This is a genomic window from Streptomyces sp. NPDC023481 (genome assembly GCF_055560195.1).
On sequence record NZ_JBVHJE010000011.1, the window covers coordinates 199,936 to 213,106 of the forward strand.

The 13,171-nt window shown below is 71.1% G+C and carries 10 protein-coding genes; 8 read left to right on the forward strand and 2 right to left on the reverse strand.

The features are described 5' to 3' along the window. Positions 1-78: 78 nt before the first annotated feature. On the reverse strand, positions 79-516 hold the full coding sequence (locus ACZ3ZD_RS22405; protein WP_467400025.1) for a Fur family transcriptional regulator: 438 nt from the start codon (positions 514-516) through the stop codon (positions 79-81). Positions 517-749: 233 nt separating this feature from the next. On the opposite strand from ACZ3ZD_RS22405, the gene ACZ3ZD_RS22410 reads away from it, so the two are divergent. The 8 genes from ACZ3ZD_RS22410 (at position 750) to ACZ3ZD_RS22445 (ending at position 11,484) form a co-directional block, all read left to right on the forward strand. Further along, a complete protein-coding gene (locus tag ACZ3ZD_RS22410; RefSeq protein WP_467400028.1) occupies positions 750-2,219 on the forward strand; it encodes a Y4yA family PLP-dependent enzyme in 1,470 nt (489 codons plus the stop codon). Next, the gene (locus ACZ3ZD_RS22415; protein WP_467400030.1) at positions 2,216-3,535 is read left to right on the forward strand and encodes a pyridoxal-phosphate dependent enzyme; all 1,320 of its coding nucleotides are present in this window, start codon (positions 2,216-2,218) and stop codon (positions 3,533-3,535) included. Before ACZ3ZD_RS22410 ends, ACZ3ZD_RS22415 begins: the two co-directional genes overlap by 4 nt. A 22-nt stretch (positions 3,536-3,557) precedes the next feature. Next, positions 3,558-4,775, forward strand: coding sequence for an aminotransferase class V-fold PLP-dependent enzyme (locus ACZ3ZD_RS22420; protein WP_467400033.1), 1,218 nt, complete (start codon positions 3,558-3,560; stop codon positions 4,773-4,775). Between the two features lie 94 nt (positions 4,776-4,869). Next, entirely contained in the window at positions 4,870-5,634 is a 765-nt protein-coding gene (locus ACZ3ZD_RS22425; RefSeq protein ID WP_467400035.1) for a class I SAM-dependent methyltransferase, read from the forward strand. 120 nt (positions 5,635-5,754) lie between these two features. Beyond that, entirely contained in the window at positions 5,755-7,311 is a 1,557-nt protein-coding gene (locus tag ACZ3ZD_RS22430; RefSeq protein WP_467400037.1) for an ABC transporter substrate-binding protein, read from the forward strand. Continuing rightward, positions 7,308-8,276: an ABC transporter permease gene (locus tag ACZ3ZD_RS22435; protein WP_467400040.1), complete on the forward strand. Its 969-nt coding sequence runs from the start codon at positions 7,308-7,310 to the stop codon at positions 8,274-8,276. The genes ACZ3ZD_RS22430 and ACZ3ZD_RS22435 overlap by 4 nt, the downstream gene beginning before the upstream one ends. A 47-nt stretch (positions 8,277-8,323) precedes the next feature. After that, on the forward strand, positions 8,324-10,735 hold the full coding sequence (locus ACZ3ZD_RS22440) for an ABC transporter ATP-binding protein/permease (RefSeq protein WP_467400043.1): 2,412 nt from the start codon (positions 8,324-8,326) through the stop codon (positions 10,733-10,735). Continuing rightward, positions 10,732-11,484 (forward strand): thioesterase II family protein, encoded by a 753-nt coding sequence (locus ACZ3ZD_RS22445; protein WP_467400045.1) that lies wholly within the window; start codon positions 10,732-10,734, stop codon positions 11,482-11,484. Before ACZ3ZD_RS22440 ends, ACZ3ZD_RS22445 begins: the two co-directional genes overlap by 4 nt. On the opposite strand, the gene ACZ3ZD_RS22450 is transcribed toward ACZ3ZD_RS22445, so the two are convergent. Continuing rightward, on the reverse strand, positions 11,471-13,114 hold the full coding sequence (locus ACZ3ZD_RS22450; RefSeq protein ID WP_467400047.1) for an MFS transporter: 1,644 nt from the start codon (positions 13,112-13,114) through the stop codon (positions 11,471-11,473). The two genes, ACZ3ZD_RS22445 and ACZ3ZD_RS22450, sit on opposite strands and share 14 nt — an antisense overlap. Positions 13,115-13,171: the final 57 nt, after the last annotated feature.

Genomic DNA, 13,171 nt, shown 5'->3' on the forward strand with positions numbered 1-13,171 from the left:
CGCTAGATGGAAATGAATGTCAAAACCATGGCCTGATTCGATCGATATGACAATCGTTGCCGAGGATTGACATACGGGCTACCGCTGCGGCGGGACCGGCTGTGATCGACAGTGGCCGCAGACGCCGGTGAGCTCCAAGGTGTGCTCGACCTCGGTGAATCCGGTCGCCGCGGCCACGCTGTCGGCCCAGTGCTCGACGGTCTCCGAGTCCACGGGGCGGCTGAGGCCGCAGCGGCGGCAGACGAGATAGTGGCGGTGGCCGTCGGCGGGGCGTGGCCGATAGAGGCGCTCTCCGGTCCGTTCCCGCACGACGTCGACGTGGCCGGTCCGCTCCAGCATCCGCAGCGTCCGGTACACGGTGGTCAGACCGACGTTGGCGCCGCTTGCGGTCAGCCCTGCGTGCAGATCATTCGCGGAGACGAAGTCGGGGGAGTCGCGCAGGGCGCGCAGCACCGCTGCCCGCTGCCGGGTCGACCGCCAGGACGGCGGACGCCCCCTGGTCGGCGAGTCGTCCATGACGCGTGCCCTCCCCGCGCTGCTCGTGCTGATCTACGACCACACTAGTTGAACATGATTTCCATGACTACTGGCTGGGCTGGTTCAAGGGCAACTCGTCGACGTACCGCCCACTTGCGGACGTACACGGAATAACCCGACGGTGGGTGGGAAGGGTGTCGTATGGCGCACCGCGGGGAGTGGTAGGCCGAGCCGGGAAAGTTGGGCGCGGCCTGTTGGGGGAGGGGCCATGTATGGGCGGGCAGCCCTTGTATCTCGAACCGCGGCTGGGGCGGCGTCTGCGCTCCGTCCTGGAGTCGCCCGGATGGTTGCACATGCTCACGGACGCCCTCGGCTCTCCGCTGCATGTCGTCATTCCCGATCAAGTCGTGGAAAACGTCGATGATTTTCGGTCGACCTGCGGCAGGCGTCACCTGTCCGGCCAGGTGTTCTTTGCCCACAAGGCCAACCAGTCCCATGCCGTGCTGCGGCGGCTGGCCGCGACCGACGCCGGAGTCGACGTCGCGTCGCTGGGTGAACTCCAGCGTGCGCTCGGTGCCGGCTTCGCGCCCGACCGGATCATGGCCACCGGACCGAAGAACCCGGAGTTCCTGTGGCTGGCCGCTCGCACTTCGGTCACCGTCGGCGTCGACTCCCCGGAGGAGTTGGAGCAACTCGCCGCGCTGGTGCGCAAGTACACGCTGCCGCGAGTCCGCGTGCTGCTGCGGCTTTCCGGATTCGAGGCGGCCGGTGTGCGGGTGCTGAGCCGGCGCAGCCGTTTCGGGACGCCCGTCAGGGAGTTGGCAGCTCTGCTGGACATGATCGAGCGGTACGGCGACGCGGTCGACCTGACAGGGGTGGCGTACCACCTGGACACGACGAGCGTCACCGAGAAGGCGACCGCACTCGAAGGCTGCCTTCTTGCGCTGGAGGAATGCAGAAGCCGGGGGCTGCGCCCGCGGGCGGTGGACGTCGGCGGGGGGTTCGGGGTGAACTACCTTGCCGACGGCGAGCAGTGGGAGCGGTACACGACCGAACTCACCGGTGCGGTCCTGGGCACCCGGTCGCCCTTGACCTGGGGCGGGCACGGCTACGGCCTGCGCAACGAGTCCGGCACGCTCCGCGGAACGCTCAGCCTCTATCCCGCGTACCGGCCGGCGGCAGGGACCCGGTACCTCGACGAGCTGCTGACGCACCCGGCCCCTGCCTTCGGTGGCCGCCCACTGGCCGAACTCCTGCTGGAGCACCTGTACGACCTGTACGCCGAACCCGGACGAGCGCTGCTCGACCAGTGCGGGCTGACCCTGGCGAGGGTATTGGAGGTGCGCACCCCGCGGGACGGCGGAGCCCTTCTCGTACGGCTGGCGGCGAAGGCCGACGACGTGGCTCTGGAAGAGCACGGGGTACTCATGGACCCGATCGTCGTGCCACGGGGCGCCGAACGCTCCGGCTCCGCTGTCGAACCCGTCGCGGTCCATCTGTTCGGCAGTCTGTGCCTGGAGAGCGACCTGATCACGCGCCGCACGGTCTTCCTGCCCCGCCGCCCCGAGCCGGGAGACCTCATGGCCTTCGCCAACACCGCCGGCTACGGCATGGACTTCCACGCCACGCGCGCCCAGAACCAGCCCGTCGCCCGCAAGATCGCCGCCTGGCAGGAGGGCGGCTCGTGGCGGTGGTGCCTGGATGATCAGTACTGGCCGATATCTGTGGGGGGAGCACAGTGAGGTACGACAGCATCACAGAAGCCATCGGCAACACTCCGCTGGTGCGCATCGACCCGGACGTGCACGGCCTTTCGCATATCGACCTGTACGCCAAGCTGGAGCTGCTCAACCCGTTCGGATCGGTCAAGGACCGGGCCGCCTGGAACATGGCGCGCCCGCACCTGGCCGCCGCGGCCGAGCACGGCAGCCAGGTCGTCGAGCTGTCCAGCGGCAACACCGCCAAGGCCCTGGCCGTCCTCGCGGGCATGCACGGGTTGACCTTCAAGAGCGTCACCAACCGGATGCGGGTCCCCGAGATCAAGGACCTGCTGCTGTTGCTCGGCGCGGAGATCGAGGAGCTACCAGGTCAGAGCGAGTGTCTCGACCCGACCGCCACCGATGATCCGCTGACCCTCTTCCACCGGACGCTGTCCGAGCCGGGCAGTGCCTACCTGCACACCGACCAGTACTTCAACCCGCGCAACACCGAGGCCCATCTGGCGGGCACCGGCCCGGAGATCGTCAAGGACCTGGACGGCCGTGCCCCGGACTGGTTCATCGCCTGTGTCGGTACGGCCGGTTCCTCCTCGGGCGTCGCCCGGGTGCTGCGCGAGCACGATCCTGCCGTGCGGGTCGTCGGACTGGTCGCGGACAAGTCCGACTTCATCCCCGGCATCCGCACCATCGACGAGGCTCACCAGGTGGGCCTGTTCGATCCCGGTACGTACGACTCGATCGAAGCGGTGAGCTCCGACGAGGCGATCGAGGGCATGCTGACCCTCAACCGTCGGTGCGGCATCCTGGCGGGACCCACGGGAGGCGCCGCGTACTTCGGTGCCGTTCGCCAACTGCGCGACCTGGACTCCGAACCGGCCGAGCGGCAGTCAGCGGTCTTCATCGTCTGCGACCGCGTCGAGAGCTACGTCGGCTACGTCCGCGAACGGCGCCCCGACCTCTTCGGCCGTCCCCGCCGCGCGAACTCGCCCGCAGACCTGACCGACTCCGAGATACGCCAGGCCCCGTCTGCCGGCGTCACGGAGGCCCGGGCCTGGATCGGCACCGGTCAGCCCCTCGTGGTGGACCTGCGCAGCTCCTTCGCCTACGCCGCTCTGCACATCGACGGCTCGGTCAACATCGTCGACGAGCTGTTCGAGGAACTCCTGCGTGGCGGCCTGCCCTTCAGTCGCAGCCGACCGGTTCTGCTGGTCTGCCCGGTCGGCGAGAAGTCCGCGCGGTACGCCGCCCTGCTGACCCGCATGGGCCATCACGATGTCCGCAGCCTGGCCGGCGGCATCGTCGCGTGGCGGGACGCAGGCGCACCCCTGGTGCGGGACTGAACTGCGAAACGAAGCGACGACTATGACGGCATCCAAAAGCCACACTCAGGCAGTCGCAGCCATAGAGGAGCTGGGAGAGTGGCAGCGAGCCCTCCGCGCCCAATTCCCCATCATCACCGGGCACCCGGAACTGGCCTACCTGGACAGCGCGGCCACCGCCCAGAAGCCAAAGGCCGTACTCGACGCCGTCCAGACATACCTCACCACGGCCAACGCCAACGCCGGGCGCGGCACGTACCCCTGGGCCAACAGGACCACGGCACTGGTCGAGGAGACGCGCGACCGCGTCAAGCAGTTCCTCGACGACCCGGACCCGGAGCAGTCGGCCGTGCACTTCACCAGCGGCGCCACCGAGGGCCTGCGCACCATCGCACGCGATTGGCTCCCCCAACTCCTCGCCGACGGTGACGAGATCGTGATCCCGGTCGCCGACCACCAGGCCAACATCGAGCCCTGGCTGGAGGTACGGCAGCAGCTGGCTCGCCAAGGCGTACACGTCCGCGTGCTGCCGATGCCGTACCAGCGGGCATCGGGCGACTACGACCACACGGCGCTGGCGTCCCTCTCCGGGCCGCGCACCAGATTCGTCGCCGCCACGCACGTCCACCACGTCTACGGCGGCAACATGAACATCCACCGCGTCCGCCGGGCGCTCGGCCCCGACGCCGTCATCTGCCTGGACGCGGCCCAGAGCATCGGCCACCTGCCGGTTTCCGCGGCCGAACTCGACGTCGACTTCATCGTCTTCTCCGGTCACAAGGCCATGGCCCTGCCTGGATCCGGGGCCGTCTGGGCACGCCAGGCTCGCGGACCGGCGTTCACCCCCGGCGGATGGTCGGGCACGCCCAACACCGCCGGCATCGCTTCCCTGGCCACGGCTCTGGACTGGCTGGAAGCCGCTGGGACGGACCGGATCGAGCGGTGGACGGTAGCACTGGCCGCCAGGCTGACCGATGGACTGCGTCACCTGGAGGCCTACGAGATCCTCGGCTGCCAGACCAGCCTGGCCGCCGACTCGCCAGTGCAGCCACGCCAGGGCATCGTCACCTTCCGTCACCGCGACATCGACTCGGGCGACCTCGGCTTCGTCCTCTTCAGTCACGGCTTCATGGTCCGATCCGACAGCCACTGCCAGGGAAACGCAGGGGAGAGGACCGGCTCGGTGCGGGTCAGCTTGCACCTCTACAACACCTTGGAGGAGGTCGACCGGCTGCTGTCGGTGCTTAACTCGCTCGGGTGACGGGACTCCCAGAGCCCGTAATGGGAACCGTTTCCACCAGTAGGGTCTCGGCATCGGAAGAGGCGGATGCGAGACAGCGAGGTGGAACGACCCGATGGGGCTGAGCCTGGCCACGGCCGAGCGATGGGTGGAACGCTGGGAGCGCCAGCAGCAGCGGTATGCCGTCGATCGCGAGGAACGCTTCACGGTGATCGCGGACGTCGTGGAGCACATCGCCGCGGGCAGTCCCGGCCGGCCTCTCGTCGTCGACCTCGGCTGCGGTCCCGGATCGCTGGCCGCCCGGCTGGCTCGGCGACTGCCGGATGTCGACATCGTGGCGGTGGACCGGGATCCGCTGCTGCTCGAACTGGCCCGCGCCCATCACCCGGACGCGGCCCGTTACGTCGACGCGGTGATCGGTGAGGAGGGCTGGACGGAGTCTCTGGGCCTCGATCGCCTGCTGGACGCGGCAGTGTCGACGACGGCGCTGCACTACCTGAGCCCGGACGGCCTGCGCCGCACCTACCAGCAGCTCTCCGAGTTGATGCGACCCGGCGGTGTCCTCGTCAACGGAGATCACCTGCCGCAGGGCGAAGCCGCGCTCGCAGGCATCTCCGGACATGTGGGACGTCGCCGTGCCGAACGGCAGAAGGTCTTCGCCCACGAGGACTGGGCCTCTTGGTGGACGGCCGCCGCCGCGGACCCAGAGCTGGCCGACCTGCTCGCCGTACGCCGGAGCCGGCAACCCGCTACGGGGACCGACGGCGCCGTCGGTCTTTCCCTGGTCGCGCATCTCGAGCTGCTGCGGCAGGCGGGGTTCGGCTGTGCCGGTGCCGTGTGGCAGTACGGCGACAGCTACGTCGTCGTAGCGATCCGCTGATCCTCTGCCCCACCTTATTGAAAATCGTTTTCGTTTCCTGTTAGCTTGCGCGCAGTGGCCTGACGCATCCGTCTGGCCGGATCGGTGCGAGCGAAGGGAACGACGGTGGGGGATCAGCGCATGGGGCGCAGGGCGGTGCTGCAGGGCATCGCGGGAGGGGCGACCGTACTCGCGGGCGCCGGGCTGCTCACCGGCTGTGGCGGCGACGGCGGGAGCGGTCAGCAGCCCGCCGCGGACGACGGCAAGCCGCGGCGCGGCGGACGGCTTCGTGCGGCCTTCACGGGTTCGAGCATGGAGTCGGCCAGCGTTGTGCAGGCGACAGCGACGCCGGTGGACTACGTACGGGCCCGGATCGTGTGGGACACGATCGGCGAGATCGACGGCAGCAAGCCGGTGTGGCGCGTCGCCGAGTCCGTCCAGCCCAACGCCGACGCCACGGTGTGGACGGTGCGCGTTCGCGACGGCGTCACCTTCAGCGACGGCAAGGCCGTCACCGCCGACGACCTCCTGTTCTCGCTGCGCACCTTCGCCTCGCAGCCGACCACGCAGAGCGCCTTCCTGGCGGGGCTGGACGCCAAGGCGTCCAGGGCGCGGGACAAGCGCACCGTCGAACTGCGTCTGAAGAGCGCGGACGGCTTTTTCGACCTCGCGCTGGCGCAGTCGATGTTCGTCTTCCCCGACGGTACGAAGGACTTCGCGAAGGCGCCGGGTTCGGGTCCCTTCGTGCTCAAGCAGTGGTCGCGGGGCAGGAGCAGCCTGCTGACCGCGAGGAAGGACTACTGGGGTGCGGGCGGTCCGTACCTCGACGAGATCGAGCTGCTGTCCGTCACAGACGCCGACGCCCGGCTGAACGGGCTCAAGGCGGGGCAGTTCGACTACGCGGGCGCGCTCACCCTGCCCACCACCAGGTCCGAGACGAACAACCCCCGCCTGCGCATCACCACCGCGCCGCGCGAGTTGTGGGGTGAGCTGTCCTTCTCCATGAACCTGTCCACCGACCCCTTCACGCATGCCCAGGCCGTCGAGGCCGTGCGGTACGCCATCGACCGCGAGGCCATGGTCCGCACAGTCACCCTGGGCAAGGGTGAGGTCGCCGACGACGCCCTGGGCCGCCACCAGTCCTGGTACGACAGCTCCCTGCGGCGCGTCGGGTACGACCCCGACCGGGCGCGACGACTGCTGTCCTCAGGCGGACTCAAGGGTACGAAGCTGTCGATCCGTACCAGCAACTACGAGTACGGGCCGCTGGAGGCCGCCACCGCCTTCGTCGAGCAGGGGCGGAAGGCGGGCCTGAACGTCGCCGTGGACAAGGTCCCGGCCGCCGACTTCTACACCGACATGAAGTCCCTGCTGGGCGCCCCGATCAAGACCAGCTTCTACCACCCGCTGCCGCTGCCCCTCGCCCTGAACTCGTACTACGGCCGGCAGGCGTCCTACCCCTTCACCGGCCCGTCGGACAGCACCTTGGACGGGCTGATGCGCGCCATGCACACCGCCGTCGGCGACAAGCGGACCAAGGCCGTGCACGACGTGCAGCAGTACCTGTACCAGCACGGCGGTGACGCGGTGTTCGTGCGCGTGCCCACCGTGGCGGGCGCGACACCGGCCGTACGCGGGGTGCAGGCGTACGGTTTCTTCGACTACCCGTCGCTGCGTGACGCCTACCTCGCCTCGTGAACAGTCCGACATCCATGGTGCGGTGGGCGCTCCGGCGAGTGGGCGTCGCCGCCGGAACGCTGCTCGCCGCCTCGGCGCTGGTCTTCGCGGCCACCCAGCTCGCGCCCGGCGACGCGGCGGCCGCACGCCTCGCCGGGCAGAGCGCGAGCCCGGCGCGGATCGCCGAGCTGCGGCACGACCTCGGCCTGGACCGGCCTGCGTGGGAGCGGTACGGCGACTGGCTGTGGAGCGCGCTCCACGGTGACCTGGGCCACTCCTACGCCACCGGCGAGCCGGTCTCCGCTCTGATCGCCGAACGGGCGGGCAACTCCCTGGTGCTGGGCCTTGTCGCAGCCGCGCTGCTGGTGCCCTCGGCCGTCGGGCTCGGCCTGTGGGCAGGGCTCCGTGCGGGGCGGAGCGCCGACCGTGTCGTCACCACGGCCACGCTGGCGCTGGTCAGCGTGCCCGAGTTCGTCATCGGCACACTGCTCGTCCAGGTCTTCGCCGTCGGCGCCGGGTGGCTGCCGGCCGTGTCGGTGCCCCCCACGGGCCAGGGCCCGTTGTCCCAGCCGCAGATACTGGTGCTGCCGGTGCTCACCCTGCTGTCGGTCTGCATGGCGCAGAACGTGCGTCTGGTCCGAGCGGGCGTGACGGAGGCGGCAGCTTCCGACGCGGTGCGGACGGCTCGGCTCGGCGGCGTGCCCGAGCACCGCGTGGTGCTGCGCTGGGTGCTGCCGGCCGCGCTCGTCCCGGCCATCCCCGTCCTCGCCCGCTACCTCGCCTATCTGCTCGGCGGGACGCTCGTGGCCGAGACGCTCTTCGGCTACCCCGGGCTGGCGGCAGCGCTGGTCAACGCCACGGCCACCCGGGACGCCCCCGTCGTCCTGGGCGTCGGCATGCTGGTCGCCACCGTGACGGTGTTGCTCAACCTGCTGGCGGACGTGCTCGCCACAGCTCTCAATCCAGCTATGAGGAGGCCGAGTTGATTCACCGGTACCGGTCGGCTGGCTGGCTTCGCCGCCGGGCGGGTGCGGTGACCGCGGGCGCCGCGCTCGCCGTCGTCGTGCTGTTCGCCCTGCTCGGCCGGTGGCTCGCGCCGCATGCACCCGGCGCCGTCCTGGACATGCCGTACGCACCGGCCGGTGGTGACGCCCCCCTGGGCACCGACCACCTCGGCTCCGACGTGCTCAGCCGCTTCATGGCCGGTGGACGGTCGCTGGTGCTGTCGGCGGTGGGTGCTCTCGCCGTCGCGTACGTGCTCGGTGCGGGGCTCGGAATGATCGCGGCCCTTCGTGGCAGGGCAGTCGACGCGGCCGTGCTGCGCCTGGTCGACGTGCTGCTCAGCCTGCCGTCGTTCCTGCTGCTGAGCGTGGTCGTGGTGGCCGTGGGGCGGGGCAGCGGCGGGGTCGCGGTCGCGACCGCTGTGGTGCTGTTCCCGGAGGTCGTCCGCATGGTGCGGGCGGCCACGCTCCAGGCGTTGCAGCACGACTACGTGGAGGCCGCCGTCGCACGGGGCGAACCGACCCGGTACGTGCTCGTCCGCGAGGTGCTGCCCAACCTGCTGCCGGTGCTCGCCGCCGACGCCGGGGTGCGGTTCGTGGGTGCGGCGTTCACCGTCGCCACTGCCGCGTTCCTCGGGTACGGGGCCCAACCCCCGGCGGCCGACTGGGGTTTGATGATCCTGGAGAACCGCGACGGGCTCGCGCTCCAGCCCCTCGCCGTCCTGGCTCCGGCGACGGGAATCCTGGTGCTGTTGCTGAGCGCCAACCTCCTCGTCGACGCTCTGTTGCCGACGGCCAGGACGCCCGGACGGCACCGGGGCACCGCGTCCGCCACGACGGCCGCCGCCGAGACCGGCGGCTGCGCGCTGCGCATCCGGGACCTGACCGTCGAGGCGGACGGGTCGCGCGTCCTCGACGGTGTCGACCTCGACGTGCCCCGTGGCAGGGTCCTCGCGCTCGTCGGGCCGTCCGGCTCCGGCAAAACGACGATTGCACTCGCCGCGTTCGGCGAGCTGCGCCCAGGACTGACACTGGTCTCCGGAGAGGTGCGACTGGCCGGGCTGTCCGTGCTCGGGCTGCGACCCAGGCGGCTGCGGACCGTACGCGCCCGGCACGCGGCGTACGTGCCCCAGGACCCGCGCACCTCCCTGGCACCGACACTGCGCGTGGGCGCCCACGTCGGGGAGTTCCTGCGGGCGCGGGGAGTGCCGCGCGCGGAGCGGCGTGGCCGCGTCCGTGCGGCGCTGCGCATGGTGCAGCTCCCCGACGACGATGCCTTCTTGCGGCGGCGCCCGCACCAGCTCTCCGGCGGACAGCGGCAGCGCGTGGCCCTGGCCGCCGCGCTCGCGCACGACCCCGACCTGCTGGTCCTCGACGAACCCACCAGCGCCCTCGACCCGGTCACCGCCGCCTCCCTGCTCGCCGACCTGGCCCGTATCCGGGACCGGGGCGGCCCGGCGATCATCCTGATCGCCCATGACCTCGCGCACGTCGCGGCGGTGGCCGACGACGTCGCGGTCCTGGAGGGCGGCCGAGTGGTCGAACGCGGCCCAGTGGACCAGCTGTTGGCCGCGCCGGCGAGCGAGCCGGCCCGGCGTCTCGTTGCCGCCACCCGGTCGGCCGGGACGCCCCGGGCCGGGGAATCGTCCGGCGGGGGCGAGCCCGCGCTGTCGGTGCGCGGCCTGGCCGCCGACCGCGCCGGGCGCACCGTACTTGACGGTATCGACCTGGACGTGAGGTTCGGCGGCTGCCTGTCGGTGGTGGGGCCGTCCGGTGGCGGCAAGACCACTCTGCTGCGCTGCCTGGCGGGCCTCCACGCCGACTGGAAAGGCGAACTCCGCCTCGGCACACATCAGTTGCCACTGCGTCTGCGCTCGCGCCTTCGCGAGGACCTGCGTCGGCTCCAGCTCGTGCCGCAGGATCCGTACGACTCTCTCAACCCCCGCCACACCGTGGAGCGGATCGTCGCCCGCCCGCTGCACCTGTTCCGGCCGGCCCTCGACGCCGACGCGCGCCGCGCCGAGGTGCACCACCTTCTCGAACGCGTCGGACTGAAGGCTTCCCACGCCGCGCTGCACCCCGGCCGGCTCTCCGGGGGACAGCGCCAACGAGTCGCGCTCGCACGAGCGTTGGCTGCCGAGCCCCGGGTGCTGCTGTGCGACGAGGCGACCAGTGCGCTGGACGCCCCGACCGCGGCCACCGTCCTGGCGCTCCTCGACGAGCTGCGCCGCGACCTCGGACTCGCACTGGTCGTCGTCACCCACGACATGACGGTGCCCGTACGGCTGGGCGGGCACCTCGCGGTCCTCGCCGACGGACGCATCAGGGAGTCGGGCCCCGTCGAACGCGTCGTGGCCGCCCCCTCCGACGAGGTGACCGCCCGACTCCTGTCAGCCATACCCAAGGTGCCGAACCCGGCGCCGTACGAGAGGACCGTCAAGTGACCCACCACCCCGCGAACCCCTGGGTGCGCCGCCCCCGCCCGCAGCCGCGCCCGGCGATGCGCCTGCTGTGCCTGCCCCACGCGGGCGGCTCCACCTCGCTCTACCGACTGTGGAAGGACTTGCTGCCGCCTGAGGTGGAACCGGTGCTGGTGTGTCCCCCTGGCCGCGAGGACCGGCTGGACGACCCGCTGCCTGACGGAATACCGGAGCTGGTCGCGGACCTGGGACGGGCCGTGGTGCCGTTGCTCGACCGGCCGTGGGCGGTGTTCGGGCACAGTATGGGCGCGACGGTCGCGCACGAGCTGGTCCTGTGGCTGCTCGGGCAGGGCCACCCCGCCCCCGAGCACCTCTTCGTCTCCGCGCGGGAGGCTCCGCAGTACCACCACGGGGGCAGCGTGCACCTGCTGGACGACGACGCTCTGGCCGCCGAGCTGATCCGGCTCGGCGGAACCGCGCCCGAACTGCTCGCGATGCCCGAGGTGCGACAGCTCGTCCTGCCAGCGGTGCGTGGCGACTACCGGCTCATCGAGACCTATGCCGCCGCCCCCGCCGGGCCCGTGCCGTGCCCGCTGACCGCGCTCGTCGGCGCCGCCGACACGGAACTGACCGCCGAGGAGGCCGCCGGCTGGGAGAAGTGGACCACCGGTCCCTTCCAGCTGCTGACCTTCCCCGGCGGCCACTTCTACCTCTCCGAGAGCCCGTACGCGCTCGTCGACGTCGTGTGCCGCCGGCTGCTCACGCCTGCGTAGCCGCGGTCTCCGGCTCGGCTTCCGCGGCGTTGTAGGTGTCCCTGTCCCGGACCAGCACCAGGCTGGCCGCAGCCGCCACCAGGGCCGCGATGCCCGCGATCAGGAAGATCTGCGACAGCGCCTCGGTGTAGGCGCTGCGGGCCAGCGCGAGCACCGGATTCCGGGCCGGTTCCGGTACGGCCGCGGCGACCGCGTCGAACCGGCCCGCCGTCACCAGACGGCGCAGCTCCCCGGCGGCGGAGCCGGGAACGGCGTGCTCTCCCAGCGCGGCCGTGGACATCACACTGTTCACCTTGCCCGACAGCACCACACCGAAGACGGCCACACCCGTGGCCGTACCGAGCGGGAAGAAGCTGTTGGCCGCGCCCGAAGCCGTGCCCGCGCGAGAAGGCGGTACGACGTTCACGGCGAGCGCCAGCAGATGGGGCAGGGTCAGGCCCGCTCCGACGCCGATCAGGACCAGCATGGGCAGCAGCGCCGTCCAGTCGTCCTCCGGCGAGATCCCCACCGTCAGCAGCACGCCCACACCCACCGCGGCCATGCCCAGTGCCAGCACCCAGGCCACCGGCACCCGCTTGGCCAGCAGCCCGCTGAGCGGAGCCCCGATCACGATGGCCACCGACTGCGCGAGGAGGACGAGGCCGATCCGGATCGGCGTCAGATGCAGCATGCCGCCGAGCCAGAGGGTGAGGAACGGCAGCATGCCGAAGCTGAAGATCCGGGCGGCGAAGCTGAGCAGCAGCGCGCCGGCGAAGGTCGGGATCGCGAACAGCCGCAGATCCAGCATCGCCCGCTCGCCCAGCCGCCACTGCACCACCACGAAGGCCGCTGCCAGCAGCGCGCCCGCGGTCAGTGCGGCCAGCACACGCGGCTCGGACCAGCCGTCCTCCGCGCCTGCCAGCAGGCCGTAGTTGAGGAGGAAGAGCGCGAGCACGGCCAGCACCGCCCCCGCGTAGTCGATGCGGTGCGATCCGCCGCCGGCCCCGCTCTCGGGGACCTTGCGCAGCGTGCCGTAGATGATCAGCAGGCCGATCGGCACGTTGACGGCGAACAGCCACGGCCAGCTCAGCCACTCCACGATCGAGCCGCCGACCAGCGGTCCGAGGGCCGCCGACACGGCGCCTCCGGCCGTGAACAGTCCGATGGCCGTCGTACGGGCCCGCGCGGGAGCGCCTTCGAAGACGCCGGAGATGAGGGCCAGCGAGGTGCCGAGCACCATGGCCCCGCCCGCTCCTTGCACGGCGCGTGCCGCGATCAGGGCGCCCGCGCCGGGGGACAGCGCGCAGGCGGCCGAGGCGAGGGTGAACACCGCCACGCCGGTCAGGAATATCCTGCGGCGGCCGATCAGGTCCGACACCGATCCCGCGGTCAGCAGCAGGGCGGCGAAGCTCAGCGTGTAGGCGTTGACGACCCACTGCAGGCCGTCCAGGGAGGCTCCCAGGTCGGCGCCGATCTCCGGCATCGCCACGTTGACGACGGTGATGTCGAGGGTCATCAGCGCCGCCGCGAGCGCCGTGACGGCGGTTGTCCAGCGCCGTGCGCTCCGTACTTCCGGTGGCACCTCCCTTGGTGGCTCGGTCCCCAACTCCTCGGCGTCGCCGCCGTGTTGGGTGATCTCTGTTTCCGTCATGGACCTTCCTCTCCGGTGGTTCGTGCGGGCGACGCTAGCGGGAAACTCAAGACTTGT